Annotated in this window: 23 protein-coding genes; 15 read left to right on the top strand and 8 right to left on the bottom strand. The window is 73.0% G+C overall.

Going from position 1 to position 23,585, the window contains the following annotated elements; genetic code table 11:
* Positions 1-18 precede the first annotated feature (18 nt).
* A complete protein-coding gene (locus tag F1721_RS12720; protein ID WP_211840446.1) occupies positions 19-1,017 on the top strand; it encodes a pirin family protein in 999 nt (332 codons plus the stop codon).
* 122 nt (positions 1,018-1,139) lie between these two features.
* A complete protein-coding gene (locus F1721_RS12715; protein ID WP_150066828.1) occupies positions 1,140-2,525 on the top strand; it encodes an amidase in 1,386 nt (461 codons plus the stop codon).
* Here the strand turns inward: F1721_RS12715 and F1721_RS12710 are convergent, their stop codons facing one another.
* Together F1721_RS12710 and F1721_RS12705 are read right to left on the bottom strand one after the other, a co-directional pair.
* Positions 2,526-3,479, bottom strand: a complete 954-nt coding sequence (locus F1721_RS12710; protein ID WP_150066827.1) for a threo-3-hydroxy-L-aspartate ammonia-lyase — start codon at positions 3,477-3,479, stop codon at positions 2,526-2,528. It abuts the gene before it with no gap.
* Between the two features lie 34 nt (positions 3,480-3,513).
* On the bottom strand, positions 3,514-4,158 hold the full coding sequence (locus tag F1721_RS12705; RefSeq protein WP_246154745.1) for a TetR family transcriptional regulator: 645 nt from the start codon (positions 4,156-4,158) through the stop codon (positions 3,514-3,516).
* 113 nt (positions 4,159-4,271) lie between these two features.
* Between F1721_RS12705 and F1721_RS12700 the strand changes: the two genes are divergently transcribed.
* Positions 4,272-5,276 (top strand): NADP-dependent oxidoreductase, encoded by a 1,005-nt coding sequence (locus F1721_RS12700; RefSeq protein WP_150066825.1) that lies wholly within the window; start codon positions 4,272-4,274, stop codon positions 5,274-5,276.
* Between the two features lie 199 nt (positions 5,277-5,475).
* On the opposite strand, the gene F1721_RS12695 is transcribed toward F1721_RS12700, so the two are convergent.
* The 3 genes from F1721_RS12695 to F1721_RS12685 all read right to left on the bottom strand — a co-directional run bounded on the left by F1721_RS12695 (position 5,476) and on the right by F1721_RS12685 (position 7,763).
* Positions 5,476-6,240: a TetR/AcrR family transcriptional regulator gene (locus F1721_RS12695; protein ID WP_150066824.1), complete on the bottom strand. Its 765-nt coding sequence runs from the start codon at positions 6,238-6,240 to the stop codon at positions 5,476-5,478.
* An 87-nt stretch (positions 6,241-6,327) separates the two neighbouring features.
* Complete coding sequence (locus F1721_RS12690; protein WP_150066823.1) at positions 6,328-7,128, bottom strand: SDR family oxidoreductase; 801 nt, start codon at positions 7,126-7,128, stop codon at positions 6,328-6,330.
* A 53-nt stretch (positions 7,129-7,181) separates the two neighbouring features.
* Complete coding sequence (locus tag F1721_RS12685) at positions 7,182-7,763, bottom strand: hypothetical protein (protein ID WP_150066822.1); 582 nt, start codon at positions 7,761-7,763, stop codon at positions 7,182-7,184.
* A 238-nt stretch (positions 7,764-8,001) separates the two neighbouring features.
* Between F1721_RS12685 and F1721_RS12680 the strand changes: the two genes are divergently transcribed.
* Entirely contained in the window at positions 8,002-9,168 is a 1,167-nt protein-coding gene (locus F1721_RS12680; protein ID WP_150066821.1) for a fumarylacetoacetate hydrolase family protein, read from the top strand.
* 49 nt (positions 9,169-9,217) lie between these two features.
* Here F1721_RS12680 and F1721_RS34400 read toward each other — a convergent pair whose 3' ends face one another.
* Positions 9,218-9,382, bottom strand: coding sequence for a hypothetical protein (locus tag F1721_RS34400; protein WP_170301450.1), 165 nt, complete (start codon positions 9,380-9,382; stop codon positions 9,218-9,220).
* 181 nt (positions 9,383-9,563) lie between these two features.
* Between F1721_RS34400 and F1721_RS12675 the strand changes: the two genes are divergently transcribed.
* The 8 genes from F1721_RS12675 to F1721_RS12640 all read left to right on the top strand — a co-directional run bounded on the left by F1721_RS12675 (position 9,564) and on the right by F1721_RS12640 (position 19,213).
* Positions 9,564-9,947: a DUF5313 family protein gene (locus F1721_RS12675; RefSeq protein ID WP_150066820.1), complete on the top strand. Its 384-nt coding sequence runs from the start codon at positions 9,564-9,566 to the stop codon at positions 9,945-9,947.
* A 6-nt stretch (positions 9,948-9,953) separates the two neighbouring features.
* Entirely contained in the window at positions 9,954-11,351 is a 1,398-nt protein-coding gene (locus F1721_RS12670; RefSeq protein ID WP_150066819.1) for an NAD(P)/FAD-dependent oxidoreductase, read from the top strand.
* Positions 11,352-11,397: 46 nt separating this feature from the next.
* Positions 11,398-12,879, top strand: a complete 1,482-nt coding sequence (locus tag F1721_RS12665) for an amidase (RefSeq protein ID WP_150066818.1) — start codon at positions 11,398-11,400, stop codon at positions 12,877-12,879.
* A 277-nt stretch (positions 12,880-13,156) separates the two neighbouring features.
* The gene (locus F1721_RS12660; RefSeq protein WP_150066817.1) at positions 13,157-13,999 is read left to right on the top strand and encodes a nitrilase-related carbon-nitrogen hydrolase; all 843 of its coding nucleotides are present in this window, start codon (positions 13,157-13,159) and stop codon (positions 13,997-13,999) included.
* Positions 14,000-14,009: 10 nt separating this feature from the next.
* A complete protein-coding gene (locus F1721_RS12655; protein WP_150066816.1) occupies positions 14,010-15,308 on the top strand; it encodes an aspartate aminotransferase family protein in 1,299 nt (432 codons plus the stop codon).
* Positions 15,305-16,705, top strand: coding sequence for a dihydropyrimidinase (gene hydA, locus F1721_RS12650; protein ID WP_150066815.1), 1,401 nt, complete (start codon positions 15,305-15,307; stop codon positions 16,703-16,705). Before F1721_RS12655 ends, hydA begins: the two co-directional genes overlap by 4 nt.
* Before the next feature lie 18 nt (positions 16,706-16,723).
* A complete protein-coding gene (locus tag F1721_RS12645) occupies positions 16,724-17,722 on the top strand; it encodes a TIGR03842 family LLM class F420-dependent oxidoreductase (protein ID WP_150066814.1) in 999 nt (332 codons plus the stop codon).
* Between the two features lie 135 nt (positions 17,723-17,857).
* Positions 17,858-19,213 (top strand): uracil-xanthine permease family protein, encoded by a 1,356-nt coding sequence (locus tag F1721_RS12640; protein ID WP_150066813.1) that lies wholly within the window; start codon positions 17,858-17,860, stop codon positions 19,211-19,213.
* Here the strand turns inward: F1721_RS12640 and F1721_RS12635 are convergent.
* A complete protein-coding gene (locus F1721_RS12635) occupies positions 19,198-19,854 on the bottom strand; it encodes a TetR/AcrR family transcriptional regulator (RefSeq protein ID WP_150066812.1) in 657 nt (218 codons plus the stop codon). The genes F1721_RS12640 and F1721_RS12635 overlap by 16 nt on opposite strands.
* A 141-nt stretch (positions 19,855-19,995) precedes the next feature.
* On the opposite strand from F1721_RS12635, the gene F1721_RS12630 reads away from it, so the two are divergent.
* The 3 genes from F1721_RS12630 to F1721_RS12620 all read left to right on the top strand — a co-directional run bounded on the left by F1721_RS12630 (position 19,996) and on the right by F1721_RS12620 (position 22,291).
* Positions 19,996-21,228 carry a cytochrome P450 gene (locus F1721_RS12630; protein ID WP_150066811.1) on the top strand — a complete coding sequence of 411 codons (1,233 nt, stop codon included), beginning with the start codon at positions 19,996-19,998 and terminating at the stop codon, positions 21,226-21,228.
* Entirely contained in the window at positions 21,219-21,416 is a 198-nt protein-coding gene (locus F1721_RS12625) for a ferredoxin (protein WP_150066810.1), read from the top strand. Before F1721_RS12630 ends, F1721_RS12625 begins: the two co-directional genes overlap by 10 nt.
* Before the next feature lie 71 nt (positions 21,417-21,487).
* The gene (locus F1721_RS12620; RefSeq protein ID WP_246154743.1) at positions 21,488-22,291 is read left to right on the top strand and encodes an SAM-dependent methyltransferase; all 804 of its coding nucleotides are present in this window, start codon (positions 21,488-21,490) and stop codon (positions 22,289-22,291) included.
* 128 nt (positions 22,292-22,419) lie between these two features.
* Here the strand turns inward: F1721_RS12620 and F1721_RS12615 are convergent, their stop codons facing one another.
* Entirely contained in the window at positions 22,420-23,475 is a 1,056-nt protein-coding gene (locus tag F1721_RS12615; RefSeq protein WP_150066809.1) for an FAD-dependent oxidoreductase, read from the bottom strand.
* Positions 23,476-23,585 lie beyond the last annotated feature (110 nt).

Raw genomic sequence — 23,585 nt, 5'->3', positions numbered from 1 at the left:
GTGGGGGAAGCTGACCGGGTGAGCAATGTGGAACAGCAACCGGCCGAGCTGCGCTGCGGCGGCGCGGCGACCGCGGCCGACCTCGAGGCCGAGCTGCTCGAACCGCGCACCGTCCCGCTGGGCGGGCCGCGGGCCATGATGGTCGGCCGCACGCTGCCCAACCGCGACCGGCGCATGGTCGGGGCCTGGTGCTTCGCCGACTTCTACGGCCCGGCCGACATCGCCGGTCAGCCGGGCATGCAGGTCCCGCCGCACCCGCACACCGGCCTGCAGACGGTCAGCTGGCTGCTCGACGGCGAGGTGCTGCACCGCGACAGCCTCGGCAACGAGCAGCTGGTGCGCCCGGGCGAGCTGAACCTGATGACCGCGGGCCGCGGCATCTCCCACTCCGAGGAGTCGCCGACCGGGCACGGCCCGGTGCTGCACGGCGCGCAGCTGTGGGTCGCGCTGCCCGGCGAGCAGCGCGACGTCGCGCCGCACTTCGAGCACCACGGCGACCTCCCGGTGGTGTCCTCATCGGACGGTTCGGCGACGGTGCTGATGGGCGAGCTGGCCGAGGCGGTCTCACCGGCGCGCGCCTACACGCCGCTGATGGGCGCCGAGGTGTCGATCACCGCGGGCCGCACCCTGAAGTTGCCGCTGGAGGCCGACTTCGAGCACGCCGTGCTGGCGATGTCCGACGGGATCTCCGTGGACGGCCGCCCGGTCCGCGTCGGCGACATGCTCTACCTCGGGCGGGGCCGCGAGCAGATCGAACTGGGCTCCGGCGGACCGGGGCGGGCGCTGCTGCTCGGCGGTGTCCCGTTCGAGGAGCAGATCGTCATGTGGTGGAACTTCGTCGGCCGCTCGCACGACGAGGTCGTCCAGGCGCGCGAGGAGTGGGAGCAGGGGCGCGTTTCCGGTGCCCCGGACGGACGCTTCGGCGTCGTGCACGGCTACCCGGAGCCCGCGCTGCCCGCGCCTGCGCTGCCCAACGCCGAGCTGCGCGCCCGCGGGCGGACCCGCAGGCCGAGCTGATCGCCTGTCAACCGACGATGTGCTCGGTGTCGGCGCCCGGCGCGGACACCTTGCCAACTTTCCCCGCCGGGTGCGGTGGCCGAGACTCGGACTTCCGGTCGCGAGCGAGGGAGAGGGTGGGTATGGCGGAGTTGGCCGATCTCTCGGCGGTGGACCTGGTGGCGGCCTACCGGGCGGGGGAGACCTCGCCGGTGGAGGTCCTCGACGCCGTGCTGGAGCGCGTCGACGCCTGCGAACCGAAGCTGTGCGCGACTTACGCGCTGGACCCGGAGTCGGCGCGCACCGCGGCGCTGGCCGCGCAGCAGCGCTGGCGCAGCGGCGCACCGGCAGGTCCGGTCGACGGCGTTCCGGTGACGGTGAAGGAGAACATCGCCACCAAGGGCACCCCGGTCCCGCAGGGGACGGCGGCCACCGAGCTCGTCCCGGCGCGGGAGGACGCACCGGCGGCGGCCCGGTTGCGCGAGAGCGGCGCGGTGATCTTCGCCAAGACCACCATGCCCGACTACGGGATGCTGTCCTCGGGCGCGTCGAGCTTCCACCGCCTGGCCCGGAACCCGTGGAACCTCGGCCGCACGCCGGGCGGTTCCAGCGCCGGGGCCGGTGCGGCCGCCGCGGCCGGGTACGGACCGCTGCACCTGGGCACCGACATCGGCGGCTCGATCCGGTTGCCCGCCGGGTGGTGCGGGGTGGTCGGCCTCAAACCCACCTTCGGCCGCATCCCGGTCCACCCGCCCTACCCGGGGCGCGTGGTCGGGCCGATGACCCGCACCGTCGCCGACACCGCGCTGCTGGCCTCGGTGCTGGCCGCGCCTGACGCCCGCGACCACACCGCGCTGCCCCCGGCCGACATCGACTGGACCGGGCTCGACGGGGAGGTCCGCGGGCTGCGCATCGCCCTGCTGCTGGACCACCGCGTCGGCCTGCCCGTCGAACCCGAGGTCACCGCCGCGGTCGCCGGGGCGGCCCAGCTGCTGGAGTCGGCCGGTGCGTCGGTGGAGCCGATCGACCCGTTCCTGTCCCGCGAGATGCTCGACGGCATGGACCTGTTCTGGCGCTTCCGGTCCTGGACGGACATCTCGGCGCTGCCCGCCGAGCGGCGGGCGGCGGTCCTGCCGGGCATCGCGCAGTGGGCGGGCAGCGCGCGGGGGGCCACGGCGGCCCAGGTGTTCCACGGCTTCAGCCAGATGGACGCGATCTCGGCGGCGGCCAACCGGGTGGTCCGCGACTTCGACTACGTGCTGTCCCCGGTCGCGCCGATCCCGGCGTTCCCCGCGGAGCAGGCGTACCCGACCGGCGACCCGCTGCGCGGCATGGAGCACATCGCGTTCACGCTGCCCTACAACATGTCCGGGCAGCCCGCGGTGTCGGTCAACTGCGGCTGGACCTCGGACGGGCTGCCGATCGGCCTGCAGATCGCGGGCCGCCGCTTCGACGACGTCGGCGTGCTCCGCCTGGCCAGCGCCTACGAGCAGCTCCGCCCGCCCCAGCGCCCCTGGCCGCGGCTGTGATCAGCCCAGCAGCTCGGCGAAGCGCTCGACCCCGACGTTGCCGCCGGAGACCACCACGCCCACTCGCGGCGCGGTGATCCGGCCGGAGAGCAGCGCCGCGATGCCGACCGCGCCGCTGGGCTCGACCACCAGCTTCAACCGCTCGAAGGCCAGCCGCATCGCCGCGCGGATCTCGTCGTCGGAGACCAGGACGATCTCGTCGACCAGCCGCCGGTTCACCGAGAACGTCAGCTCGCCCGGTGTGGCGACGGCCAGCCCGTCGGCGATGGTGCGCGACACCGGAGTCGCCACCCGCTCACCCGCGGCGAGTGAACGACGGGTGTCGTCGGCGGTGTCGGGTTCGACCCCGACCACGCGGATCTCCGGGTGCCGCGCCTTGGCCGCCGTCGAGCACCCGGCGATCAACCCGCCGCCGCCGACCGGCACCACGAGCGCGTCCAGCGGCCCGGTCTCGGCCAGCAGCTCCAGCGCGGTGGTGCCCTGACCGGCCATGACGTGCGGGTGGTCGTACGGCGGGACCAGCGCGAGCCCGCGCCGGTCGGCGAGCTCGCGGCCGAGCTGCTCGCGGTCCTCGGTGTAGCGGTCGAAGGTGACGACCTCCGCGCCGTAGCCGCGGGTGGCGGCGAGCTTGGCGGCCGGGGCGTCGGCGGGCATCAGGATCACCGCGGTGGTGCCGAGCAACCGGCAGGCCAGCGCCACGGCCTGCGCGTGGTTGCCGGAGGAGTACGCCACGACCCCGCGCCGCAGCTGCTCCCGGCTCAGCCGGGAGATCGCGTTGTAGGCGCCGCGGAACTTGAACGCGCCCATCCGCTGGAAGTTCTCGCACTTGACGAAGACCTCGGCGCCGACCAGCTCGTTCAGCGTGCTGGAGGTGATCACCGGGGTGCGGTGCGCGACGCCCGCCAGCCGGTCGGCGGCGTCCTGCACGTCGGCCGCGCTCACGATCTCGCCCATCGAGCTCCTCCCGTTCGGCTGCCGGTGATCGTAGTCACCAGCGGCGCGGGTCGTCTCCCCAGCGCTGCGGGATCCCGGCGGTGGCCAGGTCGATGGCCTGCTCGACGAGCTCGACCATCCGCCCCAGCTCGCGGCTGGGATCGGCGCAGGTCGCCTCCAGGCCGATGCGCAGCGCCCCGCAGACCGCGGCGACGAGCACCCGCGGCCGCATGTCCTGATCGGGGTCCACGCCCTGGCGGCGGGCGATCTCGGTGGTCAGCCGCTCCTCGGTGCCCGCGGCCCGCCGGAGGTTCCCGGCCAGCAGGGCGGGCGTCTTGTTGATCAGGTGCTGCGTGCTCAAGAACCGCTGGACGCCGGAGTCGGCGGCGGCTTCGCGGAGCATGCCCAGCATCGCGTGCCGCAGCGCGGTCAGCGGGGGTTCCTCGGCGGGCCGGGAGGTCAGGGCGTCCAGCAGCAGCTCGTCGAACTCGGCGCCCTTGGCCAGCGCGATGTCCTCCTTGCTGGCGAAGTAGCGGAAGAAGGTGCGCGAGGAGACCTCGACCGCGGCGGCGATCTCGTCGACGTTGGTCGCCTCGTAGCCGTTGGCGAGGAACAGGTCCAGTCCCGCGTCGATCAGGGCCGCGCGGGTGCGCTGCTTCTTGCGGGCGCGTAGGCCACCCTGGTCTGTCGGGACGCTCATGCCGTCCATTCTGCCATTGCGGCAGACCGAGACATAAGTCATCGGCCGACAATTGGCAGTCACTGACACTTTCGGTAGGGTTGGTGCCGAACCCGTCCCGTGGAGGAGAACCGATGAGCAAGGGCCTGGAGATCCGCCTGGCGTCCCGCCCGAAGGGCTGGCCGACCCCGGACAACTTCGACGTCGTCGAGGTCGACACCCCGCAGCCCGGCGACGGCCAGCTGCTGGTGCGCAACCTGGTGATGAGCGTCGACCCGTACATGCGGGGCCGGATGAACGAGGGCAAGTCCTACGTGCCGCCCTTCGAGGTGGGCAAGGCGCTGCAGGGCGGCGCGGTGGGCGAGGTGGTGACCTCCAACGCCGAGGGCTTCCAGCCCGGCGACCACGTGCTGCACGACCTCGGCTGGCGCGACCACGCGGTGGTCAAGGCCGAGCGCGCGGTCAAGGTCGACCCGCAGGCGGCACCGCTGAACGCCTACCTCTACGCGCTCGGCATGCCCGGCATGACCGCCTACGTCGGCCTGGTCGACGTCGCGCAGCAGAAGGAGGGCGACGTCGTGTTCGTCTCCGGGGCGGCGGGCGCGGTCGGCTCGATGGTCGGGCAGATCGCCAAGCTGCGCGGCGCCTCCCGGGTGATCGGCAGCGCCGGGTCGCCGGAGAAGGTCCGCTACCTCACCGAGGAGGTCGGCTTCGACGCCGCCTTCGACTACCACGACGGACCGGTCGTCGAGCAGCTGCGCGCGGCCGCGCCGGAGGGCATCGACGTCTACTTCGACAACGTCGGCGGCGAGCACCTGGAAGCGGCGATCGACGTGCTCAACGACTTCGGCCGGGTCGCCGAGTGCGGCATGATCTCCCAGTACAACAACACCGAGCCGCAGCCCGGCCCGAACAACATGTTCAAGCTGGTCACCAAGCGCCTGCGCCTGGAGGGCTTCATCGTCGGCGACCGCGCGCACCTCAAGGACCAGTTCTTCGCCGAGGTCGGCGGCTGGCTGCGCGACGGCAAGATCAGCTACCGGGAGACCGTCGTGGACGGCCTGCGCAACGCCCCCGAGGCCTTCCTGGGCCTGCTCCGCGGCGAGAACACCGGCAAGATGCTGGTCAAGATCGCCTGAAGTTCTTTCTCCGCACGCGTTCTGCGTGGCGGTGCGGGTGGCGGAACCTCAGACGCCGCCTGGCTGCGGGATGTCCAATACACGACGAACGGGCTGTCCTCGCCAGGCGACGTCTGAGAACCCGCGGCGGTGCCGGTTGCGGGGGTGGGCTGAGCGGCTGGCGCCGCTTCGAAGACGGAAGACCAAGTGGCGGCCGGTCTCACCGCTGGGCGATGAGGGCTTCGACGCCGTCGAGGATGCGCTGCAGGCCGAACTCGAAGGCGTGCTCGGGGTCGTGCGCCGAGCCGTGGGCCTCCCCGGCGGCCGAGCCGATGCGGGACGCGGTCGGGTAGCGCTGCGGGTCCATCAGCTGGCCGAGCAGGGGCGCGTGCGCGCGCCACCACTGCTCGTCGGTCATCCCGCTGCGCTGCTCGACCTGCTTGGCCTCCACCGCGCGGCGGGCCGCCGCCTCGGCGTGCCCGAGCACCAGGCTCAGCGTGGCGTCGACCTCGACGTCGGTGAGGCCGAGACCGGTGAGCGCGTTCAGCTCGTAGTCGTACTTCGCGATGGCGTTCGGGCCCAGCACCGCGCGACCGGCCGCGACCTGCAGCATCCACGGGTGGCGGTGGTAGAGCGCCCAGTTCTCCCGCGCGATCCCGGTGAGCTGCTCGCGCCAGCCGGTCGTGCCGGGCTCGGGGCGGGCGGTCTCGCCGTAGACGGTGTCGAGCATGACGTCGATCAGCTCGGCCTTGCCCGGCACGTAGGTGTACAGCGACATGGTGCCGACGCCGAGGTGGTCGGCCACCCGGCGCATGGACAGCGCCGCGAGCCCGTCGGCGTCGGCGATCTCGATCCCGGCGCGGACGATGCGGTCCACGCTCAGGTCGGAGCGCCCCCGGCGGCCGCTGCTCGGCCCGTCCTGGGTGCGCCACAGCAGCGCCAGGCTGCGCACCGGATCACCGCCACCGCTGTACTCGCTCGCCATCGCACCTCCGTACCCCGTACGACGAGAATCGTAGGCGGCCGCGGCGGGTCCCCGGGCACCGGGCCCGCGGGTGTCCGATGTGGATGGTCACTCGGCGGGGTGGGTGCGCAGCCAGTCCGCCCAGGTGATCCGGCCGCGCCGCGCGCCGGGGCAGGTCATGTCCGAGGCGATCCGCCGCAACCGCCGCGGCGCGGGCACCTCGAAGGTCTTCCGGTGCTTGTCGCGGGCGGCCTGCCAGGTGCGCAGCGCATCGCCGAGGGTGAGCACCTCGGGCCCGCCGAAGTCCTCCCGCCGACCGCCGGGGCCGTTGCCGATGCACTCCACGAGGTACTCCGCGAAGTCCCGGGCGTCAACCGGCTGGGTGGGCAGCGCCGCGGGCAGCGGCAGGATCGGAAGCCGCGCTGCGCGGTTGAGCATCCGGTCCAGCAGCCAGTGGAACTGGGTGGCGCGCACCGTGGACCACGGCAGGTCGGAGACGCTGACCAGCTCCTCGGCGGTGTGCTTCAGCCGCAGGTAGGGCAGCGCGGGCCGGTCCACGCCGACGATGGAGACGTAGAGGAAGTGCTGCACCTCCGCAGCGGTGGAGTCCTCCAGCAACCGGCTGGTGCCGTCCACGTCCACGTCGGGCGGGCTGCGCCAGAAGTCGACCGGGTGCATGAAGCCGCGCTGCGCGGCGGGGGAGCAGGTGGCCGCGTGCACCACGGTGGTCGCACCGGCGACGAGTTCCGGCACGCCCTCGCCGGTGGCGAGGTCGCCCTGCACCCACTCCACCTCGGGATCGGTGCCGGGGCGGCGGGTGAGGATCCGGACCTGGTGCTCGGGTTTGAGCAGGCGCACGAGCTCGCGCCCGAGGTGTCCGGTTCCACCGGTGATCGCGATGACGTCCATGGCGGCACCCCCTCGGGATCAACTGTCCCACCGGGTGCCGCGGATCGCGACGGCTAACCGCCCAGCAGCGGCCGGGTGAGCCCGTCGACGACGTCGCCGATGCGGGGCAGCAGGCGCGGGCGCTCCGGCTCGGAGCGGGTCGGCGGCTGCGTCTCCGACGGGGGAGCGGTCTCGCTCGGCTCCTCCGACGGCGGCGCCGTGTCCGAGGGAGGTGCGGTCTCGGAGGGCTGCGTCGGTTCGGAGGTCTCCGAGGGGAGGCTGCTCGCGGGCGAGCTCGTCGTCGTGGGCGCCGAGGTGGTCGTCGGCTGCACCTCGGGCTCCGGGGTCTCGCTCGTGCGGACCGGCGCGGGCTCCGGGTCGGCGGTGGGCTCGGGCCTGCTCGTGGTCTCGGGGACCTGCGGCGGTGCTTCGGCGAGCACGACCGGCTCCACGCGGTTGAGGTCCGGTGCGGTCGAGGTGGGCTGGGGCGGCAGGAACTGCGCGGCCGGTTGCGGGGCTGCGGCCTGAGGTGCGGGGACGGGAGCGGCGGCGGTGCCGTGGTGCGCGCTGCTGACCGCGATCGCGGTGACGAAGACCGCGACGGCGTAGCCGAGCAAGCGCGGGGGAGTTGTGCGGTGCCACGTCTTGGGCCGCACGCGCCGGTGGCGGCCGCGGGTTCGAGGCAACGACGAACTGCCCACTTGTTGTCACCCCACCTGGTTGGTCGACAAGTCCACCCGCCTCACTCGAACGGGTGAGGCGGTCCGGTCGAACCCTACGTGACCGCTGATCCGCCCCGCCAGCCCCCGGGCAAGATCATCACTGGTCAGCCGCTCGGACGGGGCCGTCCGGCCGGGTACCCTCCTCGATCAACACCGACCGGGAGGGGTGCGCGTGGAACTGCTCGACAACGCCCTCGACGTCCTGCCCGCCGACCGCACCGCGGCCACGCTGGTCGGGCGGCTGCACGACCCGGAGGAGGACGGGCCCGCCGTGGTCGCGGTCCGCGGGGACGAACTCGTGGACCTCACCGCGGTGACCCCGACCCTCGCCGACCTGCTGGAACACCCCGACGCGGTGCACCTGGCCAGGTCCGCACCGGCCCGCAAGAGCTGGCCGCTGCCGCAGGTCCTCGCCGACACCCTCGCCGGTGCCCGCGGAGCGCACCTGCTGGCCCCGGCCGACCTGCAGGTGCTCAAGGCCGCCGGGGTGACCTTCGTCAAGAGCATGCTGGAGCGGGTCATCGAGGAGCGCGCCGGTGGTGACGCGGCGCGGGCCGCCGAGGTCCGGGCCCAGGTGGAGCGGGCCATCGGCGGTGCGCTCGCCGCGGTCGTGCCGGGCTCGGCGCAGGCGCGGGCGGTCAAGGAGGTGCTGGTCCGCGACGGGCTGTGGTCGCAGTACCTGGAGGTCGGGCTCGGCCCGGACCCGGAGATCTTCACCAAGGCCCCGCTGCTGGCGGCGGTCGGCGTCGGCGCCGAGGTCGGCATCGCGGCGGGCTCGGAGTGGAACAACCCCGAACCCGAGGTGGCGCTGGCGGTCCGCTCGGACGGCCGCATCGTCGGAGCGACGCTCGGCAACGACGTGAACCTCCGCGACGTGGAGGGGCGAAGCGCCCTGCTGCTGCCCAAGGCCAAGGACAACAACGCCTCGGCCGCCCTGGGGCCGTTCCTGCGGCTGTTCGACGACTCGTTCGGGCTCGACGACGTGCGCGCCCTGGAGGTGCGCCTGGAGGTGATCGGCGAGGACGGCTTCGTGCTCGCCGGAGCCAGTTCGATGCGGGAGATCAGCCGCGACCCGGTGGAGCTGTCCCGCGCCGCGCTCGGCGCCCACCACCAGTACCCGGACGGCCTGATCCTCTACACCGGCACGCTGTTCGCCCCGACCGAGGACCGCGGCGCGCCCGGCGCGGGCTTCACCCACCGCACCGGCGACGTGGTCCGCATCTCCACCCCGGAGCTGGGCACCCTGGTCAACCGGGTGGCCCGATCCGAGGACTGTCCGCAGTGGACCTTCGGGGTGCGGGCCCTGATCGGCAACCTCGCCCGCCGCGGCATGCTCTGACGCGAACAGGCCCGGCCGACGGCCGGGCCTGACGTCCACTTCGGACAGTTCAGCGGTGGCTGGGCGTGCGGATGCCCCGCTTCAGCTCCGCCACCAGGTGCTTGAGGCTCCGGCGGTCCGACGACCCCTTCCCGTCGAACACGTCGGTGAACATCACCGCACCCAGGACCACGACCAACAACAGCGCCACGACGACCACGAACACGTCTCTCACCCCTTCTGCTGTGAACATCGGTCCACGACCGGTTTCGTTACCGGTGGGACGCGGTTCGCCGTCCGGGGTGACGCGGGTTCGGCCGAACCGGTCGCCGGGCGGGGTGGCTAGGATTCGGCGGCGAGCAGGACCGGCCGAACGGGCGGCCCGGTCGAACCCCCCGACGACTAGCCTGGAGAGCATGGCGACCAATCGGCCCAATCCAGCGCAATGGGTCTGGTACGCCTTCGGTGGCAGGCTGCCGGACCGCTGCGCCGAGTGGGTGCTGCACGACGTCACCTGCCGCACCTGGGTGCTGCGGCACATCTTCCGCGCGCTGACCCAGCTGGCGCCGTTCTGCTTGCTGGTGCTGCTGCCCGGCCCGCTGGAGATCAGGCTCAGCGCGATCCTGCTGGGGCTGCTGGTCGGCCTGTTCTACTCGGTCTGCTACATGGGCGAGACCGCCGAGCACCGCGCCCTCAAGCACGGGTTCCCGCCGGGGGTGGCGCGCGAGACCCGGGAACTGCGCCGCGACGTCCAGCGCGTGGCCAAGCACGGTGTCGGCTACCGCCCCTGGTGGGAGTAGCCGCCGATGAGCGCAGCACAGCCCGGGAAAGCGCTGGCCTACGCCGCCGTCGCCGTGCACTGGACCGACCGCGCCGACCGCCCCGAGCCGCGCGAACCCCTCGCCGGTGACGACCGCGCGGACCTGGTGGTGGTCGGCGGCGGGTTCACCGGGCTGTGGACGGCGATCCTGGCCAAGCAGCGCCGCCCCGAGCTGGACGTGCTGCTGCTCGAAGCGCACCGGCTCGGGCACGGCGGCAGCGGCCGCAACGGCGGGTTCCTGTCCGAATCCCTGACGCACGGTCTCGCGCACGGCGCGCTGCACTGGCCCGGCGAGCTGGACCGGCTGGTCGCCCTCGGGCGCGAGAACCTGCTGGAGATCGAGAAGTTCGTCCGCGACCAGGACATCGACGCCGACCTGAGGTTGTGCGGCAAGACCGCCGTGGCCACCGAACCGCACGAGGTCGGCGAGCTCAGCGACGAAGCCGAGCTGTACCGGCAGCACGGGATGGACGCCCGCTTCCTGGGCGCCGGGGGAGTCCGCGCCGACATCAACTCGCCGACCTACCGGGCGGGAGTGCGGCTGCCCGACGCCGGTGGCCTGGTCGACCCGGCGCGGCTGACCTGGGGGCTGGCCGACGCGGCGCAGCGCCTCGGCGTGCGCATCCACGAGGACAGCCCGGTGCGCGGGGTGCGCGAGCGCGGCGGGCAGGTACGGCTGCGAACGCCCCGCGGGGTGGTCCGCGCGGGCGGCGTCGTGCTGGGCACCAACGCCTTCCGCGCTCCGCTGCGCACGATCCGCCGCCGCGTGCTGCCGATCTGGGACTACGTCCTGGTGACCGAACCGCTGTCGGACCAGCAGTGGGCGGAGCTGGGCTGGCGGGACCGGCAGGGCGTCACCGACAGCGCGAACCGCTTCCACTACTACCGCCCGACACCGGACGGCCGGATCCTGTGGGGCGGCTACGACGCGGTGTACTACTTCGGCGGGCGCACCGATCCCGCCCTGGCCCGCCACGACGCGGCGCACGGCCAGCTGGCGCGCAACTTCTTCCGCACCTTCCCGCAGCTGGCGGGCGTGCGGTTCACCCACCGCTGGGGCGGGCCGATCGACTCCACGACCCGGTTCACCCCGCTGATCGGCCGCACCGGCCGGATCGCCTACGCGGTCGGCTACACCGGTCTCGGCGTGGCCGCGTCCCGCTTCGGCGCGCGAACCGTGCTGGACCTGCTGTGGGGCGAGGACACCGAGCGGACCCGCTTGGAGCTGGTGCGCCGCGCGCCGACGCCCTTCCCGCCGGAACCGCTGCGCTGGCCGCTGGTCCAGCTGACCCGCCGGGCCCTGGCCCGCGCCGACGAGAACGCGGGCCGCCGGGGCCGCTGGCTGACCTACCTGGACCGGCGCGGCCTCGGCCTGGGCAGCTGAGCGCGCGGGGGTTGGAGAAACATCAACTCCGTGCCAGCGTGGACGGATGGACTACGCGGAGTACCGGCGCTTCGACGCCGTGGGCCTGGCCGAACTCGTCAGCCGCGGTGAGGTGGCGCCGCGCGAACTGCTGGAGACGGCGATCGAGCGCGCCGAGCAGGTCAACGGTCGGCTCAACGCGATCGTGCGGCCGATGTTCGACATCGCGCGCGAGCGGGCGGCCCAGCCGCTGAGCGGTGTGCTGGCCGGGGTGCCCTTCCTGCTCAAGGACCTGCACCAGGACTACGCCGGGGTGCGGACCGGCGCCGGATCCCGGTCCACCCGCGGAACCACCGCGGCCCGGCACAGCGCCACCGTCGAGCGCTGGCTGGACGCCGGGCTGGTGATCTTCGGCCGCACCAGCACCCCGGAGTTCGGGGCGAAGGGGATCACCGAACCGGAGGCCAGCGGCCCGACCCGCAACCCGTGGCACACCGGCCACACGCCCGGCGGCTCGTCCGGAGGTGCGGCAGCCGCGGTCGCGGCGGGCATCGTGCCGGTGGCCGGGGCCAGCGACGGCGGCGGCTCGATCCGCATCCCGGCGGCGTGCTGCGGCCTGTTCGGGCTGAAGCCCGGCCGCGGGCTGGTGCCCGCCGGACCGGACCACGCCGAGCACATGCACGGCGGCGCCACCGACGGGGTGCTCTCCCGGACGGTGCGCGACACGGCGGTCATGCTCGACGTGCTCACCGCCCGCCCCGACCCCGGCGGCCCGTACCTCGCGGCCCGGCCGGACACCTCCTACGCCGAGTGCGCCCGGCGCGAGCCGGGACGGCTGCGGATCGGCTTCACCTGCCGCTCGCCGCTGGGCTTCCCGGTGAGCCCGCACGCGGTCGCGGCGGTCAAGGACACCGCGGCGCTGCTGTCCGGGCTGGGCCACGACGTCGAGGAGGCCGAGCCCGCCATCGACGGCCGCCAGCTCTCCCGCGACTTCCTCGCGGTGTGGTTCGCCCAGGCGGCCCACGCGGTGGACGGCGCGCGGCGCACCCTCGGCGCGGCGGTGGACGACTTCGAGCTCGACACCAGGCTGATCGCCGCGGCGGGCCGCGAGATGAGGGCGACCGAGTACGTCGCGACGCTGGACCGGTGGAACGGCTACAACCGCGCGCTCGCCGACTTCCACGACCGCTACGACCTGCTGCTGACCCCGACCCTGGCCCACCCGCCGGCCCGGATCGGCGAGCTCGACACGCCCCCGCTCCTGCGCAGGGCGATCGCGCTGCTGCTGAAGGCGGGCCTGGCGGGCAAGGTGGCGCGGACCAAGCCGGTCGACGGCGTGGTGCTGAAGAACCTGGAGAAGGTCCCCTTCACCCAGCTGGCCAACATCACCGGCCGCCCGGCCATGAGCGTGCCCACCTACCGGACCCCGGCCGGCCTGCCGCTGGGCGTCCAGTTCGTCGGCGGCCTCGGCGCCGAACCGACCCTGCTGGCCCTGGCGGCCCAGATCGAAGCCGAAACCCCCTGGTCCCACCTCGAACCCCCGCTGTGACCACAGTGGACGACCAGGGGCGTGCGGCGCCGATCCGGTGGGTTCGGGTGCGGCCGTCCGGAACGACACACCGGCGCTTCGCCTGTTCGATGGAATTCGGGCGGGCGGGGCGCCGGGGTGCTCGCGGCATCGCCGCATGCCCGGGGTGGTCGGCGGGCGAAGTGGGAACACTGCGTAACCGGACGATCATTGCGCGTGGTGGTGGGTGGTCATACCTTCGGTGGGTGGGCCGATCGGCTCGTTCTGGCTTCACCGACCGAAGGGGTGCAGCGCAACCATGTCCAACCTCGTTCGTGCCGCCCTGGTCCAGGCGAAGTGGACCGGGGACACCGCGTCGATGGTCGAGCAGCACGAGGCGCACGCCCGTGCCGCCGCCGCGCAGGGGGCGAAGATCATCGGCTTCCAGGAGGTGTTCAACGCGCCGTACTTCTGCCAGGTGCAGGAGCCCGAGCACCACCGGTGGGCCGAGGCGGTGCCGGACGGGCCGACCGTGCAGCGGATGTGCGCGCTGGCGCGGGAGACCGGCATGGTGCTGGTCGTCCCGGTCTACGAGGTCGACGGGCCCGGCTTCTACTACAACACCGCCGCGGTCATCGACGCCGACGGCAGCTACCTCGGCAAGTACCGCAAGCACCACCTGCCGCACCTGCCCGGGTTCTGGGAGAAGTACTACTTCCGGCCCGGCAACCTCGGCTGGCCGGTGTTCGACACCGCGGTCGGCCGGGTCGGCGTCTACATCTGCTACGACCGGCACTTCCCGGAGGGCTGGCGGGCGCTCGGGCTGGCCGGGGCGCAGCTGGTCTACAACCCGTCGGCGACCAGCCGCGGGCTGTCGTCCTACCTGTGGAAGCTGGAGCAGCCCGCCGCGGCGGTGGCCAACGAGTACTTCATCGCGGCGATCAACCGGGTCGGCGTGGAGGAGTACGGCGACAACGACTTCTACGGCACCAGCTACTTCGTGAACCCCTACGGGCAGTTCGTGGGCGAACCGGCCAGCGGCACCGAGGAGGAGCTGGTGGTCCGCGACCTGGACTTCGACCTGATCGACGAGGTCCGCCAGAAGTGGGCGTTCTACCGCGACCGGCGCCCCGACGCCTACCAGCCGCTGATCGAGCCGTGAGGGGGAGCAGATGACGAGCACGCACGCCGAGCTGGCCAAGCGGCACCGCGCTGTGCTGCCCGAGTGGCTGGCGCTGTACTACGACGAGCCCATCGACGTCGAGCGCGGCGAGGGGCGGCACGTCTGGGACGCCGAGGGGAACCGGTACCTGGACTTCTTCGGCGGGATCCTCACCACGATGACCGCGCACGCGCTGCCGGAGGTCACCGCCGCGGTCCGCGAGCAGGCGGGCAAGGTCCTGCACACCTCGACGCTCTACCTCAACCGGCCGATGGTCGAGCTGGCCGAACGGGTCGCCGAGCTCTCCGGCATCGACGACCCGCGGGTGTTCTTCACGACCAGCGGCACCGAGGCCAACGACACCGCGCTGCTGCTGGCCACCGCGCACCGCGGCTCGAACCAGGTGCTGGCCCTGCGCAACAGCTACCACGGCCGCTCGTTCTCGGCGCTGGCCGTGACCGGCAACCGCAGCTGGTCCCCGACGAGCCTGTCGCCGGTGCAGACCGCTTACGTGCACGGCAGCCGCCGGCGCGGCACCCCGCTCGCCGACCTGCCCGACGCGGAGTTCACCGACGCCTGCGCAGCGGACCTGGAGGACGTGCTCGACCAGCTGCACGGCACCGTGGCGTGCCTGATCGCCGAGCCGATCCAGGGCGTCGGCGGGTTCGCGGTGCCGCCCGACGGGTTGTTCGCGCGGTTCAAGGAGGTGCTCGACCGGCACGGCATCCTGTGGATCAGCGACGAGGTGCAGACCGGCTGGGGTCGTACCGGCGAGCACTTCTGGGGCTGGCAGGCGCACGACGCCAACGGCGCGCCGGACATCGTCACCTTCGCCAAGGGCATCGGCAACGGCCTGTCGGTCGGCGGGGTCATCGCGCGCGCCGAGGTGATGAACAGCGTCCGGGCCAACTCGATCTCCACCTTCGGCGGCAGCCCGATCACCGCGGCCGGGGCGCTGGCCAACCTGGACCACCTGATCGCCCACGACCTGCAGGGCAACGCCGCGCGCGTCGGGGCGGTCCTGCGCGGGCTGCTCGACGACGCGGTGGGCCGGATCCCGGCGGTGGCCGACGTGCGCGGCAAGGGGCTGATGATCGGCGTCGAGCTCGTGCGCGCTGATGGTGCTCCGGCCCCGGAGCTGGCCACCGAGGTGCTGGAGGAGACCCGGCGCGGCGGCCTGCTCATCGGCAAGGGCGGCTTGGACGGCAACGTGCTGCGCATCGCGCCGCCGTTGAGCCTCACCGAGCCGGAGGCGCGCGAAGGAGCCCGGATCCTGCTGGCAGCACTGGAGAAAGCGGGGCAGCGATGAGCCGGACGGTCATCCGCGGTGGCCTGGTGATCACCGCGACCGAGGAGGTCCGCGCGGACGTGCTCGTCGACGGCGAGCGGATCGCCGCGATCGCCGCACCCGAGATCGCCGAGCAGTGGGTGCCCGCGGCCGACGCCGTGCTCGACGCCGAGGGGCACTACGTGATCCCGGGCGGGGTGGACGGGCACACCCACATGGAGATGCCCTTCGGCGGCACCTTCGCCTCCGACACCTTCGAAACCGGGACCCGGGCGGCGGCGTGGGGCGGCACGACGACGATCGTGGACTTCGCGATCCAGCCGGTGGGCGGCTCGCCGCGCGAGGGGCTCGACGCCTGGCACGCCAAGGCCGACGGGCGGTGCGCGATCGACTACGGCTTCCACATGATCCTCTCCGACGTCGGCGACGACGCGCTCAAGGAGATGGACGCGCTGGTCGCCGAGGGGATCACCAGCTTCAAGATGTTCATGGCGTACCCGGGGGTGTTCTACAGCGACGACGGGCAGATCCTGCGCGCCATGCAGCAGGCCGCGGACAACGGTGCGCTGACGATGATGCACGCCGAGAACGGCATCGCGATCGACGTGCTGGTCCAGCAGGCGCTGGCAGCGGGCCGGACCGACCCCGGCTACCACGGGCGGGTGCGGCACCCGCTGCTGGAAGCCGAGGCGACCCACCGGGCGATCCAGCTGTCCAGGGTGGCCGGTGCGCCGCTCTACGTCGTGCACGTCTCGGCCGCCGAAGCGGTCGCGGAGCTCACCCGGGCCCGGGACGCCGGGCTGAACGTCTTCGGCGAGACCTGCCCGCAGTACCTGTTCCTCAGCCTGGACGACCTGGACCGGCCGGAGTTCGAGGGCGCGAAGTTCGTCTGCTCGACGCCCCTGCGCCCCGCCGAGCACCAGGCCGACCTGTGGCGGGCGCTGCGCACCAACGACCTGTCGGTGGTCTCCACCGACCACTGCCCGTTCTGCTTCAAGGACCAGAAGGAGCTGGGCCGCGGGGACTTCTCCAAGATCCCCAACGGCATCCCGGGCGTGGAGAACCGGGTCGACCTGCTGCACCAGGCGGTGGTGGACGGCCACATCAGCCGCCGCCGCTGGGTCGAGCTGGCCTGCACCACCCCGGCGCGGATGTTCGGCCTGCACCCCCGCAAGGGCACCATCGCGCCGGGCGCGGACGCCGACATCGTGATCTACGACCCGGACCGCGAGCAGGTTCTCTCGGCGCGGACCCACCACATGAACGTCGACTACAACGCCTACGAGGGCAAGCAGATCACCGGCGCGGTCCGCACCGTGCTGTCCCGCGGCCGGGTCGTCGTCGACGACGGCGAGTACCTCGGCCGGGCGGGCCACGGCCGCTTCCTCACCCGGGACACCTGCCAGTACCTGATCTGAGCGCGGAAGGGATGCGTCATGGACTTCGGGCTCGTCTTGCAGACCGATCCACCCGCGTGGTCGGTGGTGGAGCGGATGCGCCGTGCCGAGGAGCTCGGCTTCAGCCACGGGTGGACGTTCGACTCCTGCGTGCTGTGGCAGGAGCCGTTCGTCGTGCACAGCCAGATCCTGGCCGCCACCGAGCGGTTGCGGGTCGGCACGATGGTCACCAACCCGGTCACCCGGGACTGGACCGTCACCGCGTCGACCTTCGCCACGCTCAACGACATGTTCGGGCCGCGCACGGTGTGCGGCATCGGCCGCGGTGACTCGGCGGTGCGGGTGACCGGCGGGCACCCGACCACGCTGGCCACCCTGGAGCAGGCCATGCACGTGATCAAGGAGCTCGCCGAGGGGCGCGAGGTGCAGCTGCACGGCACGCCGGTGCGGCTGCCGTGGGTGCGCGACGGGCACCTGCCGGTCTGGATGGGCGCCTACGGCCCCAAGGCGCTGGAGCTGGTCGGGCGGCAGGCCGACGGGTTCATCCTGCAGCTCGCCGATCCGTACCTGACGCGCTGGATGGTCGACCACGTCCGGCAGGCCGCGCGCGAAGCGGGGCGCGACCCGGCGTCGATCACCGTGTGCGTGGCGGCCCCGGCCTACGTCGGCGAGGACCTCGCGCACGCCCGCGAGCAGTGCCGCTGGTTCGGCGGCATGGTCGGCAACCACGTGGCCGACCTGGTCGCCCGCTACGGCGACGCCGCGGCGGCGGTGCCCACCGAGCTGACCGACTACATCAAGGAGCGGGAGGGCTACGACTACTCCCACCACGGCCGGGCGGGCAACCGCAGCACCGACTTCGTGCCCGACGAGATCGTGGACCGGTTCTGCCTGCTGGGGACGCCCGAGCAGCACGTGGCCAAGCTGCGGGAGCTCCGCGACGCGGGAGTGGACCAGTTCGCGATCTACGCCATGCACGACGCCATCGACACCACAGTGGACACCTACGGCGAGCAGATCATCCCGGCCGTGGGCTGAGCACCGCTGCGATCAGCCACCGGCGGTGCACGGCCGGTCACATCGCCGTGGCGGCGCTGGTCACACCGCACCTGCTTTGTAGAGTTCCGCGCGACATCACTGGCCCGCGCGGCGGGTGGAGCAGGAAGGCACGCCATGCGGCAGGGACTCGGCGCCAAGCTCGGCATCGGCTGGCGGTTGCACGGGGACGGCAGCACCCCGCGGCCCGGTGAGGCGGTGGCCCCGGACGAGCGGTTGTCCTGGGGGCGCACCGTCGGGCTCGGCGCCCAGCACGTGGTCGCGATGTTCGGCGCGACGTTCGTGTTCCCGGTGCTGATGGGGCTGGACCCCAACCTGGCGATCATGGTCTCCGGGGTGGCCACCATCCTGTTCCTGCTGATCGTGCAGGGCAAGATCCCCAGCTACCTGGGCAGCAGCGCCTCCTTCGTGGGCGTGGTGGCGGTGATCCGCGCCGGGGGCGGGGACAGCTCGGCGGTCACCGGCGCGCTGCTGGTGTGCGCGCTGGTGCTCTCGGGCGTCGGCCTGCTGATCCACTTCGTCGGCGCGCAGGTGGTGCACCGGCTGCTGCCGCCCGCCGTCTCGGGGGCGGTGGTGATGCTGATCGGCTTCAACCTCGCCCCGGTGGTCGCCTCCACCTACTGGCCGCAGGACCAGTGGATCGCGCTGATCACGATGCTGGTGGTGCTCGGTTGCAGCGCGCTGCTGCGCGGGTTCTGGTCGCGCATCGCGGTGTTCATCGGACTGGTCGTCGGCTACGCGCTGTCCTGGCTGTTCGACCGGGGCTTCGGGCCGATCACCGCGCCGGACGCCAACGGGGTGGTCGGCACCCACCCCCGCCTCGACCTCAGCGCGGTCGCGGACGCGCCCTGGTTCGGGCTTCCCGCGCTGCACGCGCCGAGCTTCGACCTCGCCGCTGTCATCGTCGTGCTGCCCGTGGTGATCGCGCTGATCGCGGAGAACGCCGGGCACGTCAAGGCGGTCGAGGAGATGACCGGGGCGAAGCTGGACGGCAGCATGGGCCGCGCGATCTTCGCCGACGGGTTCGCCAGCACCCTGTCCACCGCCGTCGGCGGCCCGCCCACCACCACCTACGCGGAGAACATCGGCGTCATGGCGGCCACCCGGGTGTACTCCACCGCGGCGTACTGGGTGGCGGCGGTGGTGGCGATCCTGTTCGGGCTCTGCCCCAAGTTCGGCGCGGTGATCGCGGCGACCCCGGGCGGCGTGCTCGGCGGCATCACGGTCGTGCTCTACGGCATGATCGGCCTGCTGGGCGCGAAGATCTGGGTGGAGAACAAGGTGGACTTCGGCAACCCGGTCAACCTGCTGCCGCTGGCGGCCGGTCTGGTGATGGGCATCGGGGGAGTGTCGCTGGAGATCACCCCGCAGTTCAGCCTCAACGGCATCGCGCTGGGCACCCTGGTGACGCTGGTCGGCTACCACCTGCTGCGGCTGCTGGTGCCGGGCAGGCGGGATCACTCCGCGGGGTAGACCCGCGCCATCGAGATGTCCTCGCCGGTCACCGGACGGCCGGGCAGCGCGGAGCCGGGGCTGGCCCGCAACCCGTCGAGGACCAGGGTCAGGTAGCGGGCCGGGGCGTCGCGGCGGACGTCGTCGGGGACGTTGCGGACGCCGTGCAGCACGCTCGAGAGCAGCAGGGCGACGTCGCCGCTGCCGATGTCCGGGCGCAGCGCGCCTGACTCCTGCGCGCCGCGCACCATCGAGTCCAGGATGGTCAGCATCTCGCCGCGGACCTTGGCCAGCTCCGGGTCGGTGCCCAGGACCGCGCGGGCGCGCGGCGAGTGCACCGACAGCCGCAGCACGGTGTGCAGGTCCGAGGCGGTGAGCAGGAACTCCGTCAGCGCGCGCCACGGGTCGGTCTCCCGCTCGGCGATCTCGCGGGCCTCGGCGAGCACCCGGCCGAAGACGTCCTGGCCGACCGCCCGGATCAGCGAGTCGCGGTCCGGGAAGCGCCGGTAGAGGGTGCCGGTGCCGACGCCGGCGGCCCGCGCGATCTCCTCCATCGGCACCTCGGGGCCGTGCTCGGCGAACACCGCGCGGGCGGCGTTGATGATCCGGTCGCGGTTGCGCCGCGCGTCGGCCCGGAGTGGCGGCGTGGTCTCGGTGCTCATGGTCCTCGCTCGTGCTGCCCGCTGGCTGTTCGGGCGGATTGTCGCATGTTCCGCCCCGGAAATAACTGGACGATCTTCTTCCGCTTGGCTATAACTGGAGGAGAACCGTCCAGTTGTTCGCTCGGTGATCAGGGGGTCACGATGGTCGAACCGACCGCCAGCCCGACAACCACCTATCCCAAGGCCCGGACCTGCCCGTTCTCCGTCGCCCCGGAGTACTCCCGGCTGCGCGCCGAGGAGCCGATCGCGAAGGTCTCGATGCTGGGCGGCAACTCCGCCTGGCTGGTCACCCGCCACGACCTGGTCCGCCAGGTGCTCGGCGACACGCGGCTGAGCTCGGACCGCCGCCGCCCGGGGTTCCCGCGCTTCACGGTCAACCAGCAGAACGTCTTCCAGGACCTGCCGCCGTCGATGATCGGGATGGACCCGCCGGAGCACACCGCGGCCCGCCGCGCGGTGCTCGGCGAGTTCACGGTCCGGCGCATCGAGGCGCTGCGCCCGCGGATCCAGCAGATCGTCGACGACCGCATCGACGAGGTGCTCGCCGGTCCCCGCCCGGTCGACCTGGTGGCGGCGCTGTCGCTGCCGGTGCCGTCGCTGGTGATCTGCGAACTGCTCGGCGTGCCCTACGACGACCACGAGTTCTTCCAGCAGCGCAGCTCGCGGCTGGTGCACCGCTCCACGCCGTTCGACGAGCGCGTCCGCGCGGTCCGGGAACTGCGGTCCTACCTGGACGACCTGGTGGCGGCCAAGGAGCGCGAGCTGCCCGACGACCTGCTCGGCCGACTGGCCCGCAAGCAGCTCGAGTCCGGCGGGATCGACCACCCGGCCCTGGTCAGCGCCGCGTTCCTGCTGCTGGTGGCCGGGCACGAGACGACCGCGAACATGATCTCGCTGGGCACCCTCGCGCTGCTGGAGAACCCCGAGCAGCGGGCGGCGATCGTCGCGGACCCGGCGAAGACGTTGCCCGCCGTCGAGGAACTGCTGCGCTACTTCAGCATCGTCGAGGGCGCGACCTCGCGGGTCGCGCTGGAGGACGTGGAGATCGGCGGCGTGCTGGTCCGAGCGGGGGAGGGCGTGATGGCGCTGGTGTCCGCCGCCAACCGCGACCCGGAGGCCTTCGACCGGCCCGACGAGCTCGACGTCGACCGCAAGGCCCGCCACCACGTGGCCTTCGGGTTCGGCCCGCACCAGTGCCTCGGGCAGAACCTGGCGCGGATGGAGCTGCAGGTCGTCTTCGACACCCTGTTCCGGCGGCTGCCGGACCTGCGGCTGGCGGTCCCGGTCGAGGAGGTGCCGGTGAAGTCCGAGGCGACCGTCTTCGGGCTGTACGAGCTCCCGGTGACCTGGGGGGAGGAGCGGACGTGCGAGTAGCAGCGGACCTGGACCGCTGCGTCGGGGCCGGGCAGTGCGTGCTCACCGCCCCGGCGCGGTTCGACCAGAACGACGAGGACGGCCGGGTGCTGGTGCTGGCGGCCGAAGTGGACGAGGACGCGGCGGAGGAGGTGCGCGAAGCCGTGGCGGTGTGCCCGTCGCAGGCGCTGTCCCTGGTCGAGCGGTGATCGATCAAGGTCTTGCCATCCCAGCGCCGATCCGGTGTGGTGGAGCACATCCCCGCGGTCGGAGGTGCGAAGTGGACGTTCAGTCGTGGTGGGCGCAGGGCGTGGACATCCGGCGGCCCAGCTCGGCCCGGGTCTACGACGTGCACCTGGGAGGTTCGCACAACTTCCAGGTGGACCGGGACCTGGCCGAGCGGGCCGCGGAGATGATGCCGACGCTGCCCGCGGTGCTGCGGGCCAACCGCTCGTTCCTGCGCCGGGCGGTGCAGCACCTCGCCGAGCTCGGGGTGCGCCAGTTCCTGGACCTGGGCTCGGGCATCCCGACCGTCGGCAACGTGCACGAGATCGCCCAGCGGGTCGACCCGCGCTGCCGCGTGGTCTACGTCGACAGCGATCTGGTCGCCGTCGCGCACAGCCGGGCGATCCTGCGCGGCAACGACGGGGCGGTGGCGATCCGTGCCGACTTCCGGGACGTCGACGAGGTGCTCGGCGACGAGCAGGTCCGGTCCACGCTGGACTTCGACCGGCCGATCGCGGTGCTGTTCTTCGCCGTCCTGCACTTCGTGCCCGACGGCGACGACCCGGCGGGCATCGTGGCGCGCTACACCGACCGGCTGTGCCCGGGCAGCTACGTGGCGATCTCGCACGCGGGCAGCGACGGCGTCGACGAGTCCCGCATCCGGGCCTCCGCGCTCTACAGCGAACGCATCGGCGGGTTCTACCTGCGGTCCCACGCGGAGGTCGCCGCGATGTTCGGCGACCTGGAGCTGGTCGAACCCGGCCTGGTGGACCTGCTCGACTGGCGCCCCGACCCCGGGGAGCGGTGGGCGGGCGAATCGCTCATCACCGGACCCGGGGGAGTGGCCCGCAAGCCCTGACGCGAGCAAGAAGCGGCGCCACCTCCCCCTCTCCTGGAGATGGCGCCGCTTCGGCGCGGTTGAGTCGCCACTGCGCACTCTGCTGTCCTGCGCGCCGGGCGCACAGGGGATTTGGTCCCTGGACAGGGTCACTTAAGGCATTCTTGATCTCCGGTCCGGAGCAGCTCGCGCACCTCGCGCGCCGCGGCCCGACCGGCGCGGTTGGCGCCGATGGTGCTCGCCGACGGCCCGTACCCGATCAGGTGCAGCCGGGGTTCGGCGACCGCGCGGGTGCCGTCCAGCTGAACGCCGCCGCCCGGCGCGCGCAGGTTCAGCGGTGCGAGGTGCGCGATGGCGGGCCGGAACCCGGTGGCCCAGAGGATCACGTCGGCGCGCTGCGCGCGGCCGTCGGCCCAGACGACCCCGTCGGCGGTGATCCGCTGGAACATCGGCAACCGGTCGAGCACCCCGAGCTCGCGCGCGGCGATCACCGCGGGGCTGTTGGGCAGTCCGGTCGCGCTGACCACGCTGCCGGGCGGCAAGCCCGCGCGGACCCGGCGCTCGACCTCGGCGACCGCGGCGCGCCCGTCCTCCGGGGTGAACATCGCGTCGGTGAACTTCGGCGGTCGGCGGGTCACCCACGTCGTGTCCGCGACCTCGGAGATCTCCAGCAGGTGCTCGACCGCCGAGATGCCGCCGCCGACCACGATCACGTGCTGCCCGCGGAACTCCTCCGGGCCGCGGTAGTCAGCGGTGTGCAGCTGGCGGCCGGTGAACTCGCGCCGACCGGGGTAGTGCGGCAAGAACGGGTTGTCCCAGGTGCCGGTCGCGTTGATCACGGCGCGCGCCGCCCACGTCCCCGCCGAGGACTCCACCAGCAGCCGCTCGCCGCCGTCGCGGACCGCGTGGACGTGCACGGGGCGCAGCACCGGCAGCGCGAGTTCCCGCTCGTAGCTCCCGAAGTACTCCGAGACCACCTCCGACGCCGGACGCGCCCCGTCGGTCTCCGGCATCGCAACGCCCGGCAGGGGGTGGATGCCGTGCACGCCGCCGAGGCGCAGCGACGGCCACCGGTTCCGCCACGCGCCGCCCGGACCGGCACCGCGATCGAGCAGGACGTGGTCGACCCCGGTCCGCTGCAGGTGGTGGGCGGCGGTCAGCCCGGCCTGACCGGCCCCGATCACCACGACGTCGATGAGCCGCACACCCAGCAGAACAGCCGGGGAGCCGGTTTCTTCCCGGCCCCGGAGTGGTCTGCGCCACCGGTCGCGCCATTGCTCGGATACGGCCAAGAGGGGGAGACGCAAGACACCCC

The organism is Saccharopolyspora hirsuta, from assembly GCF_008630535.1.
Classification (GTDB): Bacteria; Actinomycetota; Actinomycetes; order Mycobacteriales; family Pseudonocardiaceae; genus Saccharopolyspora; species Saccharopolyspora hirsuta.
This window is presented reverse-complemented; position numbering and strand designations above follow the sequence as displayed.

Bases quoted from the DNA above. Each gene is read 5' to 3' on its own strand.
- F1721_RS12665 (WP_150066818.1), top strand. From the start codon at position 11,398: ATGGACTACGCGGAGTACCGGCGCTTCGACGCCGTGGGCCTGGCCGAA.
- F1721_RS12690 (WP_150066823.1), bottom strand. From the start codon at position 7,128: ATGGACGTCATCGCGATCACCGGTGGAACCGGACACCTCGGGCGCGAG.
- F1721_RS12705 (WP_246154745.1), bottom strand. From the start codon at position 4,158: ATGAGCGTCCCGACAGACCAGGGTGGCCTACGCGCCCGCAAGAAGCAG.
- F1721_RS12655 (WP_150066816.1), top strand. From the start codon at position 14,010: ATGACGAGCACGCACGCCGAGCTGGCCAAGCGGCACCGCGCTGTGCTG.
- F1721_RS12670 (WP_150066819.1), top strand. From the start codon at position 9,954: ATGAGCGCAGCACAGCCCGGGAAAGCGCTGGCCTACGCCGCCGTCGCC.
- F1721_RS12630 (WP_150066811.1), top strand. From the start codon at position 19,996: ATGGTCGAACCGACCGCCAGCCCGACAACCACCTATCCCAAGGCCCGG.
- F1721_RS12695 (WP_150066824.1), bottom strand. From the start codon at position 6,240: ATGGCGAGCGAGTACAGCGGTGGCGGTGATCCGGTGCGCAGCCTGGCG.
- hydA (WP_150066815.1), top strand. From the start codon at position 15,305: ATGAGCCGGACGGTCATCCGCGGTGGCCTGGTGATCACCGCGACCGAG.
- F1721_RS12640 (WP_150066813.1), top strand. From the start codon at position 17,858: ATGCGGCAGGGACTCGGCGCCAAGCTCGGCATCGGCTGGCGGTTGCAC.
- F1721_RS12660 (WP_150066817.1), top strand. From the start codon at position 13,157: ATGTCCAACCTCGTTCGTGCCGCCCTGGTCCAGGCGAAGTGGACCGGG.
- F1721_RS12710 (WP_150066827.1), bottom strand. From the start codon at position 3,479: ATGGGCGAGATCGTGAGCGCGGCCGACGTGCAGGACGCCGCCGACCGG.
- F1721_RS12645 (WP_150066814.1), top strand. From the start codon at position 16,724: ATGGACTTCGGGCTCGTCTTGCAGACCGATCCACCCGCGTGGTCGGTG.
- F1721_RS12715 (WP_150066828.1), top strand. From the start codon at position 1,140: ATGGCGGAGTTGGCCGATCTCTCGGCGGTGGACCTGGTGGCGGCCTAC.
- F1721_RS12700 (WP_150066825.1), top strand. From the start codon at position 4,272: ATGAGCAAGGGCCTGGAGATCCGCCTGGCGTCCCGCCCGAAGGGCTGG.
- F1721_RS12675 (WP_150066820.1), top strand. From the start codon at position 9,564: ATGGCGACCAATCGGCCCAATCCAGCGCAATGGGTCTGGTACGCCTTC.
- F1721_RS12635 (WP_150066812.1), bottom strand. From the start codon at position 19,854: ATGAGCACCGAGACCACGCCGCCACTCCGGGCCGACGCGCGGCGCAAC.